Annotated in this window: 20 protein-coding genes; 5 read left to right on the top strand and 15 right to left on the bottom strand. The window is 48.6% G+C overall.

The genetic code is table 11. The annotated features are described in order from the left end of the window. Window positions 1-53: 53 nt before the first annotated feature. From ispG to ACLBLI_RS13200, 15 genes are all read right to left on the bottom strand, one after another. Entirely contained in the window at window positions 54-1,172 is a 1,119-nt protein-coding gene (gene ispG / locus ACLBLI_RS13130) for a flavodoxin-dependent (E)-4-hydroxy-3-methylbut-2-enyl-diphosphate synthase (protein WP_414828044.1), read from the bottom strand. Between the two features lie 2 nt (window positions 1,173-1,174). After that, window positions 1,175-2,197: a RodZ domain-containing protein gene (locus ACLBLI_RS13135; RefSeq protein ID WP_414828045.1), complete on the bottom strand. Its 1,023-nt coding sequence runs from the start codon at window positions 2,195-2,197 to the stop codon at window positions 1,175-1,177. 5 nt (window positions 2,198-2,202) lie between these two features. Next, window positions 2,203-3,432, bottom strand: a complete 1,230-nt coding sequence (gene pilW / locus ACLBLI_RS13140) for a type IV pilus biogenesis/stability protein PilW (protein ID WP_414828046.1) — start codon at window positions 3,430-3,432, stop codon at window positions 2,203-2,205. Between the two features lie 28 nt (window positions 3,433-3,460). After that, on the bottom strand, window positions 3,461-4,579 hold the full coding sequence (locus ACLBLI_RS13145; RefSeq protein WP_414828047.1) for a bifunctional tRNA (adenosine(37)-C2)-methyltransferase TrmG/ribosomal RNA large subunit methyltransferase RlmN: 1,119 nt from the start codon (window positions 4,577-4,579) through the stop codon (window positions 3,461-3,463). 474 nt (window positions 4,580-5,053) lie between these two features. Then, a complete protein-coding gene (gene ndk, locus ACLBLI_RS13150) occupies window positions 5,054-5,485 on the bottom strand; it encodes a nucleoside-diphosphate kinase (protein ID WP_218311929.1) in 432 nt (143 codons plus the stop codon). Between the two features lie 325 nt (window positions 5,486-5,810). Then, the gene (locus ACLBLI_RS13155) at window positions 5,811-6,224 is read right to left on the bottom strand and encodes a SufE family protein (RefSeq protein ID WP_414830965.1); all 414 of its coding nucleotides are present in this window, start codon (window positions 6,222-6,224) and stop codon (window positions 5,811-5,813) included. Window positions 6,225-6,275: 51 nt separating this feature from the next. Next, entirely contained in the window at window positions 6,276-6,809 is a 534-nt protein-coding gene (gene sufT / locus ACLBLI_RS13160) for a putative Fe-S cluster assembly protein SufT (RefSeq protein WP_414828048.1), read from the bottom strand. Window positions 6,810-6,820: 11 nt separating this feature from the next. Continuing rightward, on the bottom strand, window positions 6,821-7,177 hold the full coding sequence (locus tag ACLBLI_RS13165) for a HesB/IscA family protein (RefSeq protein ID WP_414828049.1): 357 nt from the start codon (window positions 7,175-7,177) through the stop codon (window positions 6,821-6,823). Window positions 7,178-7,186: 9 nt separating this feature from the next. Continuing rightward, window positions 7,187-8,404 (bottom strand): aminotransferase class V-fold PLP-dependent enzyme, encoded by a 1,218-nt coding sequence (locus ACLBLI_RS13170; RefSeq protein WP_414828050.1) that lies wholly within the window; start codon window positions 8,402-8,404, stop codon window positions 7,187-7,189. Further along, on the bottom strand, window positions 8,401-9,657 hold the full coding sequence (gene sufD / locus ACLBLI_RS13175; protein ID WP_414828051.1) for a Fe-S cluster assembly protein SufD: 1,257 nt from the start codon (window positions 9,655-9,657) through the stop codon (window positions 8,401-8,403). Before sufD ends, ACLBLI_RS13170 begins: the two co-directional genes overlap by 4 nt. Continuing rightward, window positions 9,654-10,415 carry a Fe-S cluster assembly ATPase SufC gene (gene sufC / locus ACLBLI_RS13180; protein WP_414828052.1) on the bottom strand — a complete coding sequence of 254 codons (762 nt, stop codon included), beginning with the start codon at window positions 10,413-10,415 and terminating at the stop codon, window positions 9,654-9,656. The genes sufD and sufC overlap by 4 nt, the downstream gene beginning before the upstream one ends. A gap of 2 nt (window positions 10,416-10,417) precedes the next feature. Beyond that, complete coding sequence (gene sufB, locus ACLBLI_RS13185) at window positions 10,418-11,854, bottom strand: Fe-S cluster assembly protein SufB (RefSeq protein WP_414828053.1); 1,437 nt, start codon at window positions 11,852-11,854, stop codon at window positions 10,418-10,420. Between the two features lie 318 nt (window positions 11,855-12,172). After that, window positions 12,173-13,345 carry an IscS subfamily cysteine desulfurase gene (locus ACLBLI_RS13190; RefSeq protein ID WP_414828054.1) on the bottom strand — a complete coding sequence of 391 codons (1,173 nt, stop codon included), beginning with the start codon at window positions 13,343-13,345 and terminating at the stop codon, window positions 12,173-12,175. Continuing rightward, window positions 13,345-13,830: a Fe-S cluster assembly transcriptional regulator IscR gene (iscR, locus tag ACLBLI_RS13195; RefSeq protein WP_414828055.1), complete on the bottom strand. Its 486-nt coding sequence runs from the start codon at window positions 13,828-13,830 to the stop codon at window positions 13,345-13,347. Before iscR ends, ACLBLI_RS13190 begins: the two co-directional genes overlap by 1 nt. 347 nt (window positions 13,831-14,177) lie before the next feature. Further along, the gene (locus ACLBLI_RS13200; protein WP_414828056.1) at window positions 14,178-17,768 is read right to left on the bottom strand and encodes a hypothetical protein; all 3,591 of its coding nucleotides are present in this window, start codon (window positions 17,766-17,768) and stop codon (window positions 14,178-14,180) included. A 330-nt stretch (window positions 17,769-18,098) separates the two neighbouring features. On the opposite strand from ACLBLI_RS13200, the gene ACLBLI_RS13205 reads away from it, so the two are divergent. The 5 genes from ACLBLI_RS13205 to ACLBLI_RS13225 all read left to right on the top strand — a co-directional run bounded on the left by ACLBLI_RS13205 (window position 18,099) and on the right by ACLBLI_RS13225 (window position 22,380). Beyond that, window positions 18,099-18,395, top strand: coding sequence for a hypothetical protein (locus ACLBLI_RS13205; protein ID WP_414828057.1), 297 nt, complete (start codon window positions 18,099-18,101; stop codon window positions 18,393-18,395). A gap of 3 nt (window positions 18,396-18,398) precedes the next feature. Beyond that, window positions 18,399-19,100, top strand: coding sequence for an SDR family NAD(P)-dependent oxidoreductase (locus tag ACLBLI_RS13210; protein ID WP_414828058.1), 702 nt, complete (start codon window positions 18,399-18,401; stop codon window positions 19,098-19,100). Further along, entirely contained in the window at window positions 19,097-20,440 is a 1,344-nt protein-coding gene (locus ACLBLI_RS13215) for an ANL family adenylate-forming protein (protein WP_414828059.1), read from the top strand. The genes ACLBLI_RS13210 and ACLBLI_RS13215 overlap by 4 nt, the downstream gene beginning before the upstream one ends. 222 nt (window positions 20,441-20,662) lie before the next feature. Next, window positions 20,663-21,268 carry an acyltransferase gene (locus ACLBLI_RS13220; RefSeq protein WP_414828060.1) on the top strand — a complete coding sequence of 202 codons (606 nt, stop codon included), beginning with the start codon at window positions 20,663-20,665 and terminating at the stop codon, window positions 21,266-21,268. Between the two features lie 11 nt (window positions 21,269-21,279). Beyond that, the gene (locus ACLBLI_RS13225) at window positions 21,280-22,380 is read left to right on the top strand and encodes an acyltransferase family protein (protein WP_414828061.1); all 1,101 of its coding nucleotides are present in this window, start codon (window positions 21,280-21,282) and stop codon (window positions 22,378-22,380) included. The last annotated feature ends 3 nt before the right edge of the window (window positions 22,381-22,383 follow it).

A 22,383-nucleotide genomic window follows, 5' to 3' on the forward strand; every position in this document is an offset into this window, starting at 1 on the left:
CAATCGCCGCAGGCCGCTGGGAGTAAGATCCTGCGGTGTCAGGTCGCTTTCGCTTATTCTTTAACCGAAACCGGGATTTTGTTGGCTTCGTCCAGCTTGGCAGCTTTCGCACGGATCCGGCTTTCAAGTTGGTCGATAAGATCGTCGTTTTTCAGCCTTTCTTTCTGACGTTTGCCATCAACATAGTAACCGCTCATGTTTCTGGCGCCGGTAAGCCCCAGATCGGACACCTCAGCTTCACCCGGGCCGTTGACAACACAACCGATAATTGACACATCCATTGGCGTCAAAATATCTTCCAGTCGTTGCTCCAGCGCATTCACAGTGCCGATAACATCAAATTCCTGACGAGAGCAACTGGGGCAGGCAATAAAATTGATGCCGCGTGAGCGAATGCGAAGCGATTTTAAAATATCAAATCCGACTTTAATCTCTTCTACCGGGTCTGCTGCCAGAGACACCCGCAGCGTATCGCCGATCCCCTCAGACAGCAGCATGCCCAGGCCCACGGCACTTTTCACCGCACCGGCACGCTGGCCACCGGCTTCGGTAATGCCTAAATGTAGTGGCTGATCAATTTTACTGGCTAGCAACCGATACGCGCCTACAGCCAAAAACACGTCAGAGGCTTTTACGCTCACTTTAAACTGATCAAAATTAAGCTTATCGAGAATATCTACATGACGCATGGCCGATTCAACCAGGGCTTCCGGCGTGGGTTCACCGTACTTCTCCTGCAAATCTTTCTCCAGTGAGCCACCATTCACACCAATGCGGATCGGAATGTTTTTATCACGGGCGCAATCCACAACCGACCGCACACGTTCCATATTACCGATATTGCCAGGGTTAATTCGCAGACAATCTACGCCATAATCCGCCACTTTTAACGCAATCCGGTAATCAAAGTGGATATCTGCAACCAGTGGAACCGATACCTGTTCCCGAATTTGCTTAAAGGCCTCGGCGGCGTCCATGGTCGGTACAGAGACACGGACAATTTCGCCACCAACGGCAACAATCCGGTTGATCTGTGCAACCGTCGCTTTTACATCAGTGGTCTGCGTGTTAGTCATAGACTGCACGGCAATAGGTGCACCATCACCAATAGGCACATTGCCGACATTAATACGGGTAGATTTTCTGCGCTTTATAGGACTTTCTGAAAACATCGTTATTCCTGCGTGGGAAGCGAGAGCCTGGCGGTACGACCATTTTGATAAGAAGACATGTCGACCGGCTCACCATCAACGGTTATGGTTACATTATCCGGTGCACCGAGCGTAACTTCAACCGGCGGCACGCCTTGAATCGACATTACCCGCCCGGCCTGCTTGACGCCATAGGCGATAGCCTCACCCGTGGCATCTTCAATGTTTACCCAGCAATCTTCACCAAAAGTAAATACCATATTAATAGGTGTGGCGTCGGCTGATGGGGAACTGGCTTCTCTGGTCGACTCGTCTGCAGCGGGCTGACGCTCATCAACGTCCACCGACGCGGTTACCGCATCGTCTCCGTCTTGTGTTGTCGCCGACTCATCGGCATCAGGCCTGGTCTCAACGCTTTCATCTTCAGCCAGCTCATCAGCTTCAACAACCGCAGTCTGGCTGGTATTCACGGCACCAGCTCCACCAAGTGGCTCAACACCCCCCAGGCCGTTTTCACTTACGGCACTTTCACCACCCAAGGGAGGGATATCCTCATCTTCATACACATCGGCGGTATTTTCACTTTGCACCACCGGCTCCTGAGTCAGCGGTTCATCAACTGATTGTTGATACCACCACGCAACAACCCCCCCTATAAGAAGCAGTGCGATAATCCAGGTAACCATCATCCAGCGATCATCGTGTGCCTGTTTAGCGACACGTCGAGAAAAGCTTTGCAGCTTTGCAGATGATTTAGGCGTGTTGTGACACCGTTCGAACTCTTCCACGACTCGCTGGGAATCTAAGCCCAACTGCTTGGCATAGTTACGCACGTAGCCTTTGGTAAATGTCACTGACATGCGGTCATCAAGACGATCATGTTCGATATCGTCAATCTGCGACGCCTTTAAAAATAACTTACTGGCAATATCCTGCTGACTCAGTCCCTGCGCTTCGCGCCCTTCACGCAATAATTTTCCGGGACTTGCCTTAGGCGCGTCATTGGTTTCCTGCACATCTGTATTTTGTTCTTGTTCTGACACCATCAGACTTATTCTTCCTCCTGCTGCTCTGGTGGGATTAACCAAAGCTTCATTCTGGCAAAAATCGCGCCAGAATCATCAAGGCTATTCCATTCCTTTAGCGTGTCCATTTTCACGTTATACCTCAGTGAGATACGGTACAGATTCTCTTTTTTCTGCACAATATGAAAACGCGCGCGGTCTCCCGCTTCTCCATTCTGTTCGGGCACTGCCTCGACTGAGCTATTCTGTTGATTCTGAGTGATTGATTGCGGCTGCGACTCGTCAGCATTTTGCGTTGCGGCGGATGGGTCGTCAGCGGTCTCTGCCGAAGCTGAAGCTGTGTCTGCGGCTTCAGCGTTTTGACTATTAGTGACGGCATCAGACATGGAGTCGTTATCCATACCGTTCTGCGTATCCTGCGCACGCTCACCGGCTTCAGGTTCGGCGTCTACCACTATCACCCGATTTTTTGCTTTACGACTGACAACCGGTGCTGGCATTGTTAACTTTTGTTGCTGATACGCTTTTGCCTGTGAACTGGTGGGATACATGGTCATCAGCATATCGCCATAGCCTTTTGACGTTTCCAGATCACCCTGACCCTGCGCGATTTGCACAGCTAACCAAAGAGACTCAGGACTCACGCGCCCCACTTTTTCAAGCTTTTTGAGCGACGCTTTTGCGTCGTCCCATTGTGCCAGGCTGACGTATAACTCCGTCAGTAAAAACAGGCTTTTCGCCCTGGTCGGCTGGTAGTTCAGTGCCGTATTCAGATACTCAATAGCATCGTCTGTCTCGCCCTGGCCTTGCGCGCACAACGCCATATTTTCATAGGTTTCGGCACTGTTAGAGTAGCGCTGACTGTTAACGGCTTTAAGGAAATACGATTTCGCATCATCATACCGGCCAGACTGACACAGAAACGCGCCATAACTGTTGGCTATATCAGCATTTCTTGGAGCCAGATCCATCGCGTTCTGATAGGCATCCTCGGCACGCTGGTTTTCCCCTACTAACTGATAGTAATACGCCAACGAATAGTGTGCATCTGCCATGCGAGGGGCAAACTCAAGCGCTTTATCCAGGTTTGATTTGGCTTGTGAATAATTGCCGTTTTTGAGATAGGTAAGCCCAAGGGAGATTCGGGTTTTGGCCGCTTCCTGCCGGTCAAAATTGTCGTTATATCGGTTTCCCGGCTGCGATTGACTCACGCAGCCGGCCATGAATATCACTAGCGTCAGCAATGCTATCCGCATACGACACCTACTCCTCGGTTCTTATTGATTATTGTGCCATTTTTACCGATATCGCTTCGCCCTTCATCTGTTTTTTCAACATTCTTTTGGTACGGTCGACAACATCACCAACTAACTGACCACAGGCTGCATCAATATCGTCACCCCGGGTCTTACGTACCATCACCGTATAACCGTACTCCATTAACACTTTTGCGAAGCGGTCAATACGCGAATTGCTTGAACAGGTATAAGGCGATCCCGGATACGGGTTAAACGGGATCAGGTTTATCTTACATGGCGTCTCTTTGAGCACTTTTGCCAGTTCATGTGCCTGATCTGTGCTGTCATTAATGTGAGACAACATAACATACTCTACTGTGACTTTGCCCTGATTTGCGCGGGATTTTTCAAGATAGCGGCGCACCCCGGCCAGGAAGGTCTCAATGTTGTATTTTTTATTAATCGGAACAATTTCATTACGCAGCTCATCATTTGGCGCATGCAGAGAAATTGCCAGGGCCACGTCAATCTGGTCTCCCAGCATATCCAGCGCTGGTACCACGCCAGAGGTGCTTAACGTCACCCGGCGTTTAGACAAACCAAAACCAAAATCATCCAGCATGATATCCATGGCTGGAACGACATTTTTCAGGTTCAGTAGGGGCTCACCCATTCCCATCATCACCACGTTGGTAACGGGACGCTTACTGGAGTCTTTTGATAAACCTAAATGGGTGGCCACACGCCATACCTGACCAATAATTTCACTGACCGACAGGTTGCGGTTGAAACCCTGCTGGGCTGTCGAACAGAATGTACACTCCAGTGCACAACCGACTTGTGAAGAAACACACAATGTGGCGCGGTCGGTTTCCGGGATCCACACCGCTTCAACTTCCTGGCCGCCCTGAAGTGTCAACGCGTACTTGATGGTACCGTCACTGGCTTCCTGAAAATACGCAATTTCCGGCGCAACAATCTCACATTCCGCCTTCAGTTTTTCTCTGAGACCTTTATTCAGGTTGGTCATTTCATCGAAATCACTGACACCTTGCTGATAAATCCACTTCATTAGCTGATCAGCACGAAACGGTTTTTCGCCGATGTCTTTGAAGAACTTGCGCAGCCCTTCACGATTTAAATTTAACAAGTTTGTCTTCGACATTGTCTGGATGACCTTACCTTTTACCTTAATGAGCAACGCAATCACGCGCTGCCCGAAATGGATTTACGACGCACGCCACATCTTCACTACGACAGTGAATGTTGTGACAAGTTTAGACTCTTTTTAATTTCAGTCTGGTTTGCTGATGTTCTCGAAGACCATCAATCGCAACCGAAAAATGTGAGCGCAATATCAGGTTGAACTGTATCTGAGTGGCTATCGCCTGTTAGATTCAGAAAGGCTCAATGCGTCTTTACTGCTCAAAAATTGGTCGCAAATTCTATCACAGCACGATTAACAGAGAAAGCGGGAAAACCAACTCCCAGTTGCAATCGCAAGCCAGCACCTGGCTCGTTATCTGTCTGCTTTAACCCGATGTGACGGCTTGATTCAAAGAACCAACACGATCACGTAGAGGCACAGGCACAAAAAAAGGAGCCGCTGGCTCCCTTTTATTTTACCTGGCCTGGCGTATTAACGCGTGCGAGGGCAGATCTCTTCTTCAGAGAAGAAGTAAGCAATTTCACGGGCTGCAGATTCTGGCGCGTCAGAACCGTGTACTGCGTTTTCGTCAATTGACTCAGCGTAGTCAGAACGCAGTGTTCCCGCCGCCGCATCTGCTGGGTTAGTTGCACCCATGATTTCACGGTTTTTCACTACTGCATTTTCGCCTTCGAGAACCTGAACCATTACCGGGCCAGACGTCATGAAGTCTACCAGTGCGCCAAAGAAAGGACGCTCTTTATGCTCTGCATAAAAGCCTTCAGCCTGTTCTTTGCTCATGTGGATCATTTTAGATGCTACGATGCGAAGGCCCGCAGATTCAAAACGGTTATAAATTGCACCGATAACGTTCTTAGCTACCGCATCAGGCTTGATAATCGAAAAAGTGCGCTCTAGAGCCATGCTTTTCTGTCCTCAATAAGTCGTGTAAAAATTTTTGGCCGCGAATTATAGGCAATTCTCATCAGCTTGACCAGCGCCGATTACACCTTCGCCTGTAAGCAGTTGTTTATAACACGATATTTGTGTCAAACGGATGACAACCGGCGGTGTGATGCGGACGGGAATACAGTGTCGACGTAGCTGGGCTGCCTGCGCGGCTTGCTTCGAAGCTGGGCGAATGAATATGACGACTATCCGCCCTGTCTTATATCACCGCTTATTCATCGACGCTTGCTGCAGAGGAAGTGTCCGCTTAGGCATGCTCACCAACAAACTACGCGGCTGATTAATGAATTGCCTGACGCGCCTGTTCCTGAATCTTACCCACAATAGCTCGCAAACCATTGCCCCGGGTCGGGGTAATGTGTCGCTCTAAATCCAGCGCTTCAAAATAGCCATTGATATCAAAATCGAGAATTTGCCTGGGCGTTTTATTGTTGTAAGCAGCCAACACCAGCGCCAGCAGTCCTTGTACAATCACCGCATCACTGTCAACGTCGAACTGAATTTTGCCATCTTTGGTTTGAGAGATAAGCCAGACACTACTCTGACAACCCTTAACCAAACGGTCCGGTGTGCGCTGAGACTCGCTCAGGCCGGGGATGCTTTTGCCTAAATCAATGATGTACTGATAGCGCTGCTCCCAGTCATCAAAAAAGGCTAAATCGTCAATGATTTCTTCGCTGCTTGGTAATTGCATCATATTTCCTGTGGTTCGTACCAGGCCTTCTTTCTTTATGCTACGTGAGTCTTAAAAAAACAGACCCGCTTCTAACTGTGCTTCTTCGCTCATCATGTCGCGTGACCACGGCGGATCGAAGACAAGCTCTACATTTACGGTATCAACATGTGGTACCAACCCTACCCGGTATTCCACATCGCCAACCAAAACCGGCCCCATTCCGCAACCCGGTGCCGTCAGCGTCATGTCGATATTTACCGCTCTGGAATCCTGATCGATAACCACTTTGTATATCAACCCCAGTGACACCAGGTTAATGGGGATTTCCGGGTCAAAAATGGTTTCAAGGGCATCCCAAACCTGCGACTCGCTGATTTTACCATCTTCTGGCTCAGGAAAATCCAGCTTCTGTGGCTTACGGCCGATCGCGTCAGCGTCGGTACCGTCAATGCGGTACATATTGCCGTGCCATGTCACCGTATAGTTTCCACCGAGATCCTGGGTGATATTGACAAACTCGCCCTCAGGGATGACTTTTTTATCACCGGCCGGAACCAAGCGTGCTGTACAGTCACGCTCGGTGACTACCATTTTCTGCTTCATAGAATCAACGACTAACCTACGTTAAAGCTCTCGCCACAGCCGCACTCGTCGACCACGTTGGGGTTGTTATATTTGATAATGCCGTTAACCCCTTCTTTGACATAGTCAATTTCGGTATTCCGAAGCAAATCAGTGGCATCCGCTGCCACTGCAACGCGAAGAGAATCAGAGACATTCAGCACTTCGTCACCGTCTTTGGGCGCGTCGGCAAAATCCAGAACATAAGCATAACCGGTACAGCCGCTTACTCTTGTTGATAAGCGGATAACCTGACCGGGCTTGTCTGCCAGCTTGCTCTCAAAGTGCTTTATCGCACTATCAGTAAGCGTTAGCAGCTGTGTGCTGGGGGTAAAAGTTTCAACAGTCATGTTACCTCCTTAGGCCAACATCATTTTCGCTTTTTTCAGTGCACTAAACAGCATGTCCACTTCTTCAAGCGTGTTGTAAATAGAGAACGAGGCACGGGCGGTGCCCGGAATGCCAAAACGCTTCATCAGCGGTTGCGCGCAATTATCGCCGGTGCGTATTGCGACACCTTGTCGATCCAGAATAAACCCAACATCCGCCGGATGTGCATCGCCAAGCATGAACGACAACACACCGACCTTTTCAGGTGCGGTCCCAATAATACGCATACCGTCCAGCGCCTGCGCCTGCTCAGTAGCCGCAGCCAGCAACTGTTGTTCATGCGCACGCACATCGTCCGTATTGAGCGAGTCGAACCACGTAACCGCTGCGCCAAGACCAATCGCCCCGGCAATATTCGGCGTTCCCGCTTCAAGCCGGTTCGGCAATGCGCCCCACGTCGCACTCTGGTAGGTCACATCGCTAATCATCTCGCCGCCGACCTGCCATACCGGCCAGTTTTCCAATACTTCTTTTTTGCCCCACAGCACACCAATGCCGGTAGGGCCAAACAGCTTATGGCCAGAAAACGCATAGAAATCGCAGCCAATAGACTGCACATCCACGCCACCGTGTGCGATCCCCTGAGCGCCGTCAACCAAAACCCAGGCCCCGACCTTTTTGGCCATGCGGGTCAATTCCACAATCGGGTTCACTGTCCCCAGGGCGTTAGACACATGAGGAAAGGCCACCATTTTCGTGTTGTCAGTCAGGAGCGCCTCAAATGCCTGGACGTCCAGTTCGCCACTATCAAATATGGGGGCGATTTTTAACGTTGCACCGGCCTTTTTACAGGCTTGTTGCCAGGTTACCAGATTGGCATGGTGTTCAAGCTCAGTTGCGACAACTTCATCACCCGGGTTTAGCTTTTGCGCCAACCCGTTTGCCACAATGTTGATGGCCTCGGTGGTGCCGCTGGTCCAGATAACTTCCTCACGCGCCCCGGCGTTAATGAAAGCAGCTACGCTATCGCGCGCTTTTTCATACCGGCGGGTAGATTCATCAGACAAATGATGAGCGCCACGATGCACATTGGCATTGCACTGCGTATAAAACGCCATTAACGCATCAATAACCGCCTGTGGCTTCTGTGTCGTTGCCGCATTGTCCAGATAAACCAGCGGTTTGCCGTCAATCTGTTGATCAAGAATAGGAAACTGCGCGCGCAGTGCCTGCACGTCGAGACTCATTTCACCTCCATTTGGGTGAAGCGCTCGCTAAGTACCGGCAGCAGCCACTCACGTAATGCAGCATTAGGCATTTGATACACCAGTTCCTGAATGAAGCCGAAGTTCAGCATCACCAGTGCTCTACTGCGCGTTACGCCGCGCGTCAGCAGGTAATACAATGCCGTTTCGTCGATTTCAGCCACCGTTGCACCGTGAGCACATTTGACGTCGTCAGCATAAATCTCAAGCTCAGGCTTGGTATTGATCAATGCGCGACGTGATAGCAGTAAATTCCGGTTATTCAGTTCGGCCAGTGTTTTTTGTGCGTCACGGTGAATATGAATACGGCCGTTAAACACAGCGCGTGCACGATCACCGACAATGCCGCGGGCATTTTCTTCTGTCGTGCCATTCGGCATCGCATGCTCGATAGTGCTGTGTAAATCGAACAGTTCGCCTTCCGCAAGCAGATATATTGCATTCATTTTCGCATTGGCATATTCACCGGCATGGTGAATGTCTACATCCACCCGTGACAACTGACTACCGTAGCCTACCAGCGTACTATTCAGCTTCGATTCGTTATGCAGTTTAAAGTGACTGCCACCAAGATGTGTCGCGTCTTTGGTAAACATCACAAAACGGTAATGTTCCAGGTGCGCTGACGACGCAATGTCGTATTCCGCAAATGCGGTAGTCAGGCTTTGTGTTTCACCAGAACCATGTTCAATAATAGTCGCTTTCGCAGACTCACCTACTCGCACCAGCACACGGGTATGCGCATCCACATTTTCCGTAGCCAGGTTCACTATGCGAATTGGCGTTTCGATATGGGTATTAGCAGCAACGTCAATAAAGATACCCTGCTGACACAATGCATCGTTTACCAAGCCAAACAGGTGCCTGGTGGGCTTAACCTGACCAAATACGCTGGCCACTGCACTTTCGTGCGTACCCGCGTCAGCCAGCGAGGTAACCGTGACGCCCTCTGGCCAGTTGATGCTGGTGATATCAGTGACAAGCTGTCCATTGGCAAAGACAACATCAATGGCATTCAGGTTGTCCACCTGCGGCGCGTCTGCCGTTTGCTGAGCGCCTGGTGTATGACTCTCTCGCTCTGCCACTGAGGTCAGCGGCGTAAACCGCCACGCTTCATCCCGACGCCCCGGCCAGCCATCGTTTTCCAGAGTTTGTAAGGCCTGCTGACGCACCGGCGCCAGATAATCATTTACCTGCTTCGCCTGCTCAATGACCTGATTTAGCCATTGACTCATGCTTCAGCCTCCTCGTACGCTTTACCCAGAAACGCGTAGCCGCCTTTTTCTACTTCCAGTGCCAGCGACGCATCACCGCTTTTCACAATTTTGCCGTCGGCAAGAATGTGCACAAAGTCTGGCTTGATGTAGTCCAGCAGTCGCTGATAGTGAGTTACCACGATAAAGCTGCGCTTACCGTCACGCTGGCTGTTCACGCCATCAGCAACAACCTGAAGGGCGTCGATATCCAGACCGGAATCGGACTCATCAAGAATACATAGCGACGGCTCAAGTAAAATCATTTGCATGAGTTCGTTACGCTTTTTCTCACCGCCGGAGAAACCTTCGTTGACGCCACGCTTTAAGAAATCAAGCGGTAATTGCACCTGTTTGCAGGCAGCTTTGGCCTTTTTGAGAAACTCAGCAGCAGTGAGTGGCTCTTCACCGCGCTGCTCGCGCATCGCATTCACTGACTCTTTCATAAATTCCATGTTGCTGACGCCAGGAATTTCAACCGGATACTGGAATGCCAGAAACAAGCCTTCTCGGGCTCGCTCTTCGACTTCCAGTTCAAGCAGGTCGGCGCCGTTGAATTGCACTTCGCCGCCGGTCACTTCGTAACCGTCACGACCTGACAATACATAGCCAAGAGTACTTTTGCCGGCCCCGTTCGGACCCATGATCGCGTGTACCTCACCGGGATTCACTTCCAGATCCAGCCCCTTGATGATGGCCTTCTCTTCCACGCTTGCATGTAAATTACTGATTTTAAGCATTATTACCCCACTGAACCTTCAAGACTAATTTCGAGCAGTTTGCCGGCTTCTACAGCAAATTCCATTGGCAGCTCTTTGAATACTTCTTTACAGAAGCCGTTAACAATCATAGACACCGCTTTTTCGGTATCCAGACCCCGTTGCCGACACAGGAACAACTGCTCGTCGCTCACTTTCGATGTTGTCGCTTCATGTTCTACAATGGCCGACGGGTTGCGGCTCTCAATATACGGGAATGTATGTGCACCACACTGATCGCCGATAAGCAGAGAATCACATTCGGTGAAGTTTCTCGCGCCATCCGCTTTCGGTCCCATTTTCACCAGACCCCGGTAGGCGTTATTACTTTTACCAGCCGAGATCCCTTTGGAAATAATGGTAGAGCGGGTATTTTTACCCAAGTGGATCATTTTGGTACCGGTGTCTGCCTGCTGACGACCTCGCGTCAGTGCAACAGAGTAAAACTCACCAACACTGTTATCACCCTTTAGAATACAACTTGGATACTTCCAGGTTACCGCTGAGCCGGTTTCTACCTGTGTCCATGAAATCTTGGCGTTGGTATGGCAGATGCCGCGTTTAGTCACGAAGTTATAAATACCGCCTTTGCCATTTTCATCGCCGGGATACCAGTTCTGTACGGTGGAGTATTTTATTTTGGCATCATCCATTGCCACCAACTCAACAACGGCGGCGTGCAATTGGTTCTCATCACGCTGAGGCGCAGTACAACCTTCGAGATAACTTACGTGGCTACCTTCATCAGCAACAATTAACGTACGTTCGAATTGTCCCGTGTTCTGCTCATTGATGCGGAAGTACGTCGACAGTTCCATCGGACAACGCACGCCTTTTGGAATATAGACAAACGAGCCATCTGTGAACACTGCACTATTCAGCGCAGCAAAGTAGTTGTCTGTGCGCGGCACCACAGAACCGATATACTTTTTCACCAGCTCCGGATATTTGTGAACTGCTTCAGAAATAGGGCAGAAAATAACACCGGCTTCTTCCAGCTTTTCCCGGAACGTAGTCACAACAGAAACAGAGTCGAAAACGGCGTCTACAGCCACACCGGCAAGCATCTCCTGCTCGTGAAGCGGAATGCCCAGTTTCTCATAGGTGCGCAAAAGCTCCGGATCCACTTCGTCCAGCGACTTCGGCTTGTCTTTCATACTTTTAGGCGACGAATAGTAAGAGATCGCCTGGTAATCGATTTTCGGGTAATCCACATGAGCCCAGTCCGGCTCTTCCATTTCCAGCCAGGAACGGTAAGCTTTAAGACGCCATTCCAGCATCCACTCAGGTTCCCCTTTCACTTCTGAAATGCGGCGAATTACGGATTCGTCCAGGCCACTTTCAAACGTATCAGCTTCGATTTCGGAATAGAACCCGGCTTCGTATTTTCGCTCTAACGCCTGTTCGATCTGTTCACTCATGATTGTGATCTCACTTTTTTGCCTGCGTTCACTGCTTTTTCACACCCGACCATAACGGTCTTGTCGGATAACTCGTCGAAGCCCTGAATTTCAGACTTCGGAACAAAAGCAGTTCATAAAATTCTTAACGTATATTGTAAAATACCTGACTAAATTGCTCAAGTATTTACCGCCTCTGGACAGTCGCTGAGGCGGGAAGTTCTACAGAACATTGGAGGGGGAATTTCCGGCCACGCTGAAAACGCCGCGGATCATGCCCCATTAGTGCTCAATATTCAACGATCCGGGCTGAATAGCCCCTATTTAACGCCGTTTATACTACGCTGTTTCACGCTGCTCTGATGCGGCGCGTAAGCGAGTGACAACGTCGGTGACTTTTCCAATCACATAGTCGATATCTTGTTCTGTGGTGTACCGGCCGATACTCATGCGTATCCCCGCATGTGCCAGTTCGGCGCTACGACCCAGCGCCGCCAGTACATAAGATGGTTCCAGACTGGCTGAGGTACATGCCGAACCTGACGACACTGCTATGTCATTAAGCCCCATGATCAGGCTCTCACCATCAACGCCACCGAAGCTGACATTCAGAATGCCCGCAACGCGAGAAGCGTGATGGCCATTTAAATAAATATTATCCAGCTGGCTTAGGCCTGCCCAAAGCCTTTCACGTAAAGTCTGAATGCGTTGCGACTCATCGGCCATTTTCTCGGCGGCTAATGCAAATGCTTCCCCCATCCCCACAATTTGGTGGGTAGGCAGTGTGCCAGAGCGCATACCCCGTTCATGACCACCGCCATGAATTTGCGCGGCCAGTCTGACTTTGGGACGACGTCGAACGTACAGTGCGCCAATGCCCTTCGGACCATAAATTTTGTGGGCTGAGAACGACATCAGGTCAACGGGCAGCACAGACAAATCAACAGGTAACTTACCCGCGCTCTGTGCGGCGTCAACATGAAACAGTACGCCGTGCTCGCGACAGACGTTACCTAACGCGTTAATATCATGAATAACACCGGTTTCGTTGTTCACGTGCATCAGGCTGACAAGCACGGTATCCGGACGGATGGCCTCTCTTAACTGCTCAGGCGAGATAAGACCGTCGGCATCAACGTCCAGACAGGTTACTTCCCACCCTTTCACTGTCAGCGCGTCACAGGTATCCAGCACAGCTTTGTGCTCGGTATTGGCGGTAATAATATGACGCCCCTTATCCTGATACGCCTCAGCGACGCCTTTGATCGCAAGGTTGTCCGACTCGGTAGCACCAGATGTAAAGACAATTTCACGAGGGTCACAATTTACCAGGTCCGCTACCTGATTGCGGGCCACATCCACCGCTTCCTCGGCTATCCAGCCGAAGCGGTAGGTGCGTGAGGCAGGATTACCAAAGTTGCCATCCAACGTGAGGCAAGCTGTCATTTTTTCTGCGACAACCGGGTCAACCGGCGTTGTCGCTGCATAATCCAGGTAAATAGGTCTTTGCATTACAATTGAATACTGACTTCGATATCGTTAGTAAGATGAGCTAATGATTTGTTTTTGTCCTGACGACCCGCGACTTCTTTAACATCGCGCTTGTCCATCAGCTCCCCAAGTGTAATTGAATTCAGAAACACACTGATGCGGTCGCTTAAATCCTGCCACAGGCTGTGGGTCAGACAACGTTCGCCGCCCTGGCAGTCGGACTGTCCCTGACAACGCGTGGCATCCACGCTCTCGTCCACCGCTCGTATGACTTCGCCAACGGCAATTTTGGTCGCTTCGCGCCCCAGAAGGTATCCGCCGCCGGGACCGCGAACGCTGTCGACCAGTTTTTCTTTGCGCAGCCTGGAGAAGAGTTGTTCAAGATAAGAAAGAGAGATTTCCTGACGCTCTGAGATATCAGCCAGCGGTACCGGCCCACGCGCAGAATGCAGCGCAACATCAAGCATTGCGGTAACGGCATAGCGTCCTTTTGAGGTTAATTTCATCACGTAGCTCCATCCCTTAAAGATGGGCGTATTGTTCCATTCCTGAGTAAAATGGTCAAGTATTTACCCCAGTAAACTAGTCAGGTATTGACTGTACTTTGGGAATAGTATGTGTCCTGTCGTTACAAAGCCGTGACAATCCGAAAAGCTGGATGCTACGCCTGATCGACCCATTACTGTGAAATCAGACTTACACTTTCAACAATTGTCCGGAAACGAAGAAAGGTCGTCGTTATCATCGGTTACGCGAGGACAGTTGCTGTCCGTAACGGAAATGAAAAACCACGACACGTTGGCGCTTTTTTAGCAAATTCGCGTTTGTGCCCCATCATCAATACAGAAACATACTAATTACGCGATTTGAGAATATCCGCTGCTTCACTTAACGTGCAGAACCGCACTTCCCGACGCGCTTGAGCCGCATTCACTACTGCTCTGATTGATTGCGTGACATTCGCAAAGGCGTTTCGTTGATTAACAAGGCTATTATCATTGTCGATTAAGCTGGAGCTGTGCATATACATATGCAATACAGGGTAATCGTTATCCAGTGCCCGGTGGCATAATGTGACCATGTCTTCAGCAGTACTCAGTTCCGGGCAAAGGTAGAGTTTTCTTAACAGTTGCGTGCGCCATGCGATACCTACCAACCGAAGCGCATTGAATGGTGGACGTTCCAAGACGCTGTGAATCGCATAACTTTTCTGAAAATATTTATTGTTGAAACCTACCGTTACCGGCACTTCGTAAATATCGTGTTGATTACCAGGTGCAACCGGGTCGTTACTGTCAGGCCAGTAGGGAACCAAGGGACCGCCGGCGCAATTGAAATACTCTGTCGACCAGAATGGATAGACACTCGAATCAACATCATAACCATAATCTATGAGCAAACTAAGCACCGTAGAATCAATTCCCCAGCGTCCTGTTCTGAAAGATCGTGGCTGAACGCCAAACTGCTGTTTCAGTTTTTCTGTCAGGCGGAGTAATTTGGCTTCTGTTTGCGCTTTGGGCAAATTCACCACATGCGACTCTTTTTCGGTGGTTTTGCCAAAATACGGAGGATTACACCATGGGTGAAGATGCGCACCGATTTCACACTCATGTGTCAACACATACGGCAGAATAGTTTGTGCCGCGCGATTATCATCGGCAACCGCGTAGTCAACGAAATACGTTGGCCGTATACCAAGCTCAGAGAACGTTTTCTGCAACAGAGGAAGCTTTTGAATATTAGTCAGGTCAAAATTACTGTCCGGAAAGCCTCTTCTCCAATCCCACTCTTCTTCTGTATCGATGGATACCACAAAGAGAAGTGGTGGTTTACTGCGTTTATGCTCGCTCCGCTCGTTAGTCTTTGCTGTACGATTTAACCTCGGTTTAAGCCATGCTTTCTCTTTAGCAAGGGAAAAAGATGATAAGCGCTTAACCGCTGTGCTTAGCACGCTACTGCGCGACGACACTGGCTTCCAGGCGGAGGATATGGCGTTATAGGTCGTTGCATCATCAGCCATTCGATAATATGCCGTCACACCGGTATTTTGCATGAGCAAAGCACGGATCCGGCAATAATGTCGCTCTTTTGACGTTGTCAGTTTCTCTGATATGAAAGCCAGAATGTTTTTTGCTTTTTCTTCCATTTCCGGAAACTGACGGTTCGCGTAATAGTTAGCCAGCAAAAGAACGTTTACTTTCCTCAGATCCTGGGCTGTCCAGGTGTCATTAGGATATTCAAGGATATCTGGTGTTGTTAAGTAGGGTTGCTCATTCTGTGCCATCCACTTTGCATAATGGCAAAGCCCATCACGCGCGAGATAGAAATTGGCATCACAACTATCAAGCTGCTCTTTTACAAACAAATAGCGCGCTACGGCCTGCAAAAACACCGTATAGAACCAGCAATATTCGACATTTTGTAGATCCAGACTTTCAATATCATCATTGGGATGAAAGGTGTTTTGTATAACGTGTTCAGCCTGAACCAGGTAACTCTTATCTTCCGTTAATTCAAAACTGTCCAGCAGTGCATTCACATAGTTAGCGGTTCCACGATCAAGCGGGTAACGCTCTTTGATTGGATCTTTTAACCCGCGGACGTGGCGGTTGCGGATAGACATGAGTAACTCAAGACACGTTCCAGTGCCTTCGTAAAAACGAGTAACCCAATCTGTTAGCGTTAATACGGCGTCTTTGCTTTTCAGGTCACCGGTGATGTAGTAATGCAACAGAAGACCGGAGGTATAACAATGCTGCCCTCCCGGCCCTCCCCCACCGGCGTGATCGTTGTATACACCCTGCTCGTGATGTTTCGAATAAGATCGGTGCGAACTCGTTTTTGCATCCAGATAATGGTCGGTATGCCAGAAGAGCCCACCATTATATTCAGGCTTATCACGGTGTGTATGATAGATATCGATGTCAGTAATATGCCTGGCAAGATCCCTGGCCAGTGCCAGCCAACGCTCGTCGCCCACCGTGATATATTGTTTAAGCATGCCAAACAGCGGGTCATATTGATTGTTATAGTGGCTGACGAAGGGCGTTTCACTCTGATGGAAAGCGGTTTCATGATCAGCGTATAAATCACCAAAGTTCCGCCAGCCGAATTCGTCAATATGCTCACGTTTGGCATAAAATGAATCGTCGCCTTCGATTCCGTCATCAATAAGCTGCTGTAGGCCATCTGGCGCGGGAGCTGATGAAAAATGGGGAATAACATTACAGTGCGCTACCCAGTCGGCAGCGATCCGCCATTGATATTGGTGCTCGACGCCATCAAGCGTATCAACGGTATCCGTAAACCACACTGTATGTGTTTTTTTCTCTCCTCCCTGCAACTCATAGTCCTGGCCCTCTATCGGAGGAAAAAGGTGAATAAGCATCTCATCATTTCTAACCTCCAGGGCACTGGGGAAGTTCTGCCAAAACGACTCGATTGAGACGGTGCCTTGCACAGCTTCCTCATCCGCAAAGAATAAACAAGGCTGACATCTCATTCCGTGTTTTATTCTTGTATTGCCAGCAGATACGCTGTATCCATTCTCTGGCATAGGAACACGATTATTGCGATCAAGATGAGCCGGACTTTGCCAGTTTTTCCCACCACTTGCATGTTGCTGAATTTTAAAGGGCCGGTCAGGTATGACGTAGGTATCGTCTGTCGGGCTGGTTCGGTAGTATAGTTGCTGTTGCGGCGACGTAGAGACTTCAAGACTCAATGAGTTAAAGAGAAAAGAGTTGGCATCACCAAGATCCCAACGACCACCTTCATGCCGCGCAGCCTCTGGATTATGTACTGTGAAATCAAATTTTACCGCTGGCAGACCGGCGTATAAACGATATTCTGCCTCAAAACATATCCCGGCCCCCGCACTGGCCTCTGACTTAAACTCTCCACTGACGGTAACAAGAACACTTTTGAGCAGACCAGAGTTTGGATGACTAAAGTGTCTCACGCTGATATTTTTAACCCATGCAGCATGTGGGATCCCTGATACATCACGCAGATAAACCCCATTTTTTTTATCCGCAGCATGCATGGAAGGCACGGTCAGCAGCGTTTTATCTAATTCGAATGTATTAAGACCCGTGCTGACGGTCAGCTTATCGGCATTTTCCGTAATGGTAATCAGCTCAGAAGAGGTTGATAGTGGCGAGAAGTAGTGGGGCTGTTTACTCACGCGCAATTGGCATTGAGCAGGCAAGCCAGCACTGTCTGTCGTGCCCAGCAACAGCCAGCGAATAGTATTATCTGGCCATCGAGATAAAACCTGACAATAACAATCTACAGCTTTGCCATTTGCAGTAAGCAACAATTGCGCAGGTGACGATAACAGTCCTTTAGGAAAAGGGAGCCCCGATTCTAACTGCTTACGCGGGCCCACATTTTCCCCCTGTTCAAGGGAAAATGAAATATCGCCATCCTTGCCGAACTGCATAAGCTAACACGCCTGCATCATAATAAGACTGAAATTAAGATATCTGAATTACGCTTTTTTTACTAACTTTCCTGCAAATTAATAATTTGAGAACTTCGCTTTTTACCAACTTTGATTTCGCCGTTTTCTGTTCCTCAGAAACTATCCTGGCGTTGTTGTTCCAAAGAGTTAACCAAAGAGTTCCTGACAGTTTATCGACGAGGCCTCTCTTATTATAATTGTTTACTTTTTAACCATCCGTGATATAACAATTCATGCAATCAGAAAGTGAAGCCGTCATGTCACGAGCTATAAAAGTCTGATAGCACATTTTATTTTCAGGGAAAAAATATGACCAACACGGAGTTAAAGAAAATCATCTTCAACGCGCTTGAAATGATAAATCATACACGCACCAGCGATAATCAGATCCCCATTTCAGAAGATACCCCGCTTTACAGCAAACAGGGTTATCTCGATTCAATGGACCTGGTAAGTGTACTTGTCGACATCGAAGATGAACTTGCAGAGCATGGTATCAACGTCTCGCTCAGCGATGACAAAGCCATGTCGCAAACTAACAGTCCATTCAAGGATGTTCATTCTTTACTTCAATTTATCAACGCTGCTTGTACTGTTGAGATCTGAGATATGAGCAGAGTTGTCGTGGTTACGGGCTCTAGCAAAGGCTTAGGTCTCGCTATTGCAAAGTACTTCCTTGCCCAAGGTGATCAGGTATTCGGCCTGTCACGATCAATATCAACATTAACGCACGACAGGTATACACACAGTGAAGTCGATGTAACTGATGAAAAAGCCGTGTCCGCATTTTTTAAGGGGTTGCGACAAGCAACCAGGAAAGTTGACATACTGGTGAATAATGCAGGGATCGCCAGTATGAATGCATTTGCAACCACGCCGTATTCAACTTTTCAGAATATTCTGAATGTGAACGTTCTTGGTACCGCACTGTGCTGTCAAAAAGCATTTGGATTATTAAAACGCAGCACGGCCCCACGCATTATCAATTTTTCTACTGTCGCAGTGCCGTTATTACTTGAGGGAGAGGCGGCCTATGCCGCAAGTAAAAGTGCGGTAGAAACATTCACTAAAGTACTTGCCAAGGAATATGGTCATTTCAAAATTACCTGCAATGCTGTGGGTCCATCCCCCATTGACACTGACCTGGTGCGTTCCGTGCCGAAAGAAAAACTTGAGGCGCTTATTCAAAAACAAGCCATCAAGCAAATGGCGACAGACGCTGACGTATTAAATGTCATTGGATTCTTCTCGCAGCCCGAAAGCCATATGATAACAGGGCAAACCATTTATCTGGGCGGGGTTTCAGCATGATTGCATTTTTTCTGGAACAAATGCAGCAGGCACCAGAACATGAAGCGGTGGTATCCGATGCGGTGCGGATCAGTAATGAAGAATTGTTAGTTAAGATAGATCTGTTTCGCTCGTGGATTAAGCAAGAAGCAATCCATCAGGGAGCCGTCGTGTCCTTTAACGGGGATTACTCCGCAGACGCAATCGCGTTGTTTTTCGCACTGGCTGATAACAAGAATATTATTGTGCCGCTATCGAACGACTCAGCTGCACACTTTGATGAATTTCGTGATATCGCCCAGACAGAGTTTGATATTGAACTTGGTAATGGCAATCCAAAATTATTATGCCGTGAGCGCAAGCATTCTCACCCGCTCTATGAATCGCTTAGGGAGACATCTGATCCTGGTTTAGTTTTGTTCTCATCGGGAAGCACCGGTAAGAGTAAAGGGATAGTGCAGAACTTGCGTAAGTTAATGCAGAAATTTACTACCCCGAGAAAGTCGCTTCGCATGTTAATTTTTTTGCAGCTTGATCATATCGGCGGGGTGAATTCATTACTTTTTGCGCTGGCAAATAACGGAACGGTTGTCGTAGCAAATGACAGGTCTCCTGCCAGCGTGTGCCAGGCAATTGAGCGCTATCGCGCGCAGGTACTTCCTACCTCTCCGACATTTCTGAATTTGCTGCTGCTTAGCAGAGCATATGAAAACTATGACCTCTCAAGCCTGGCGCTGGTTACCTATGGCACCGAGCCTATGCAGCAGAGCACGCTTGAGAAATTGGTGTCTACCTTTCCTGATATAGAGTTTCAACAAACCTACGGACTATCTGAAGTGGGTATTTTACGGTCAAAGTCTCGAGATTCCGCGTCATTGTGGGTCAGAATAGGTGGTAACGAATTTGATGTGAAAGTCGTCGACAATACCCTCAGGATCCGCGCCGAATCATCCATGCTTGGCTATTTAAATGCTCCCTCTCCATTCGATGACGAAGGCTATATGGATACCGGCGATCTCGTAGAGCAAGACGGAGAATGGCTAAAAATTCTGGGACGCAAAAGTGAAATTATCAATGTTGGTGGCTCCAAGGTCTTTCCCGCTGAAGTGGAAAGTGTGCTGCTTGAAATGCCTGAGATTGAAGATGTTGTGATATACGGCGAAGCGCACCCGATCACCGGAAAGGTTGTCGTTGCCAAAATAAAGCCCACAGAACCGCTGTCTAGCCGTGAGATGAAAAAGCGGATCCGGGAATATTGTGTTGAAAGACTAAGCAGTTACAAAATCCCTGTAAAGGTCTTGGTTACGGCAGAGACCACCTATAATGAGAGGTATAAGAAAATGCGCAGAGAAATAAAGTAACTGAATTCAAATTAAAATTAATAACTATTAACGTATAAACAAGCCTCGCTTTGTTCAGTAAAGCCGAAGCTACCTTCATAGCGGAAATTGCGGATACTCACTGTTCCTGATGGCTGGATTCAGTAGCAATGAAGCCAGAAAATTTCTGTATGGTTTAGCTCCCGACTCCTGATCAACCGCAGACTTAATCGCCCCTGATCTTGTCATAAATGGGTAACAAGCATGCGACAATTTATCAAACAAAGCCTAATCATATTGAGCCAGATCACCATGTCACCCCTTATTGTGGCGTGCAAAATCGAAGAATGGCTAACAAAAGGGAATTCTGAGTCTGTATTTGGTTTTTGTAGCCATGTCGTCGCCTTGTTTCCTGGGCTGCCAGGCGCTTTCCTGAGAAAAGCGTTCTATTCACTTACCTTGGAATATTGTTCAACTGATTGTCATATCGGCTTTGGGACCATTTTTGCGCACAGATCGGCAATCGTAGAAAAGCATGTTTATTTTGGCATGTATACGATCATCGGTTCAGCCCGGATTGGGGAATACAGTCTTATTGGAAGCCGCTCAAGCATTATCAGTCGAAATGCACTGCACTCGATGGGCGAAGATGGGCACTGGACAGCGTTTACCATTGATTCCGTTGCTCGCACGGAAATAGGCAGTAATGTCTGGATAGGTGAAGGGTGTACAGTGGCAGCCAATATCGGTGATAGCAGTCAGATTGGTTCAGGTTCGGTTGTCTCTACCGACATCAAGGGCGGTATTCTGGTTACCGGCAATCCCCCTCGCTTTATCAGACATGTTGACCTTCCTGGCAACAGCAAATAAAGGAATCGGCTATGCAATCTGCTGTAGCGCGTCAAAATTTCATCGACTGGATGAAAGCGATTGGTATGCTGTTGATAGTGGCCGGCCACGTAATAGGCGACCCTAATGCCGCATTCAACCAGCTTTCACTTCCGGCGAATACAAAGCAATTAGGCGTCGCTTTTTTTGTCTTTATTTCTGGCTGGGGGCTGGCAAATGTAAGCAAAGCCACGTGGTATACGGTGTATAAACGCATCTTCTCACTTTTCGCGTATGGTATAGCCTTTGCCGTGTTTTTCAGTGTGATGTTTTATTATTTATACGGGACGCTTCAGCTAAGTAACTACACACCATTCGTATTTGGTGCGAATGTGCTTTTTAATGACTTTCCGGCTAACTCTACCACTTGGTATATCGGCACCTATCTGCACCTTGTTTTACTTTGGTTTTGCGTCACTCGACACCTGCATGTTCGTATCTCGACGCTATGCGTTGCTTTTATACTCGAAAATGTCGTTCGCGGTACATTGATTAGCGCAGACATGTCTTTTATCGCCTACATGCTTTTCCCTAACTGGCTCAGCGTCTTTTTACTGGGACACTATTTATGTAATAAAGCTGATGAAACATCGCTGAACATTGCCATCATTACCGGCGTAGTCTGGGTCCTCATTGCCGCAGCCTGGAGCGCCGCGATGCGAATGTTTACAATAGAAGGCTCCCTGCCCTTCAACCACATTATACTGGGTGATACCTGGACGGTACCTTTACAGTCGTTGCTGGTATCCACCATCTATTTATTAAGTACGTGGTTGTTTTTTCAATTTACACGACGGCTGCCTGCCAACCGTGTAGCACAGTTTTTCTCAAGGAACACCATCGTTGTGTTCATTATCCACTTGCCGGTTATTTATGCCTTTTTCCCGACTTGGTACCGATGGCTTGAGGGACCCCTATTCGAGTACAGGAGAGTTAGCTTGATTTTAATGGTGTATATTGTCAGCGCTGTAATCTCTGAACTGGTGACAAGGTTGTTACGTCTTGAGCGCTTCCGTGAGCCTCTTTGGCTTGGGTTTCACAAAAAAATTCACGGACAACTTCCCACCATGCCGAGGGATGATGATCACCGCTAGTGG

The organism is Alteromonas sp. H39 (genome assembly GCF_047556435.1).
Classification (GTDB): Bacteria; Pseudomonadota; Gammaproteobacteria; order Enterobacterales; family Alteromonadaceae; genus Alteromonas.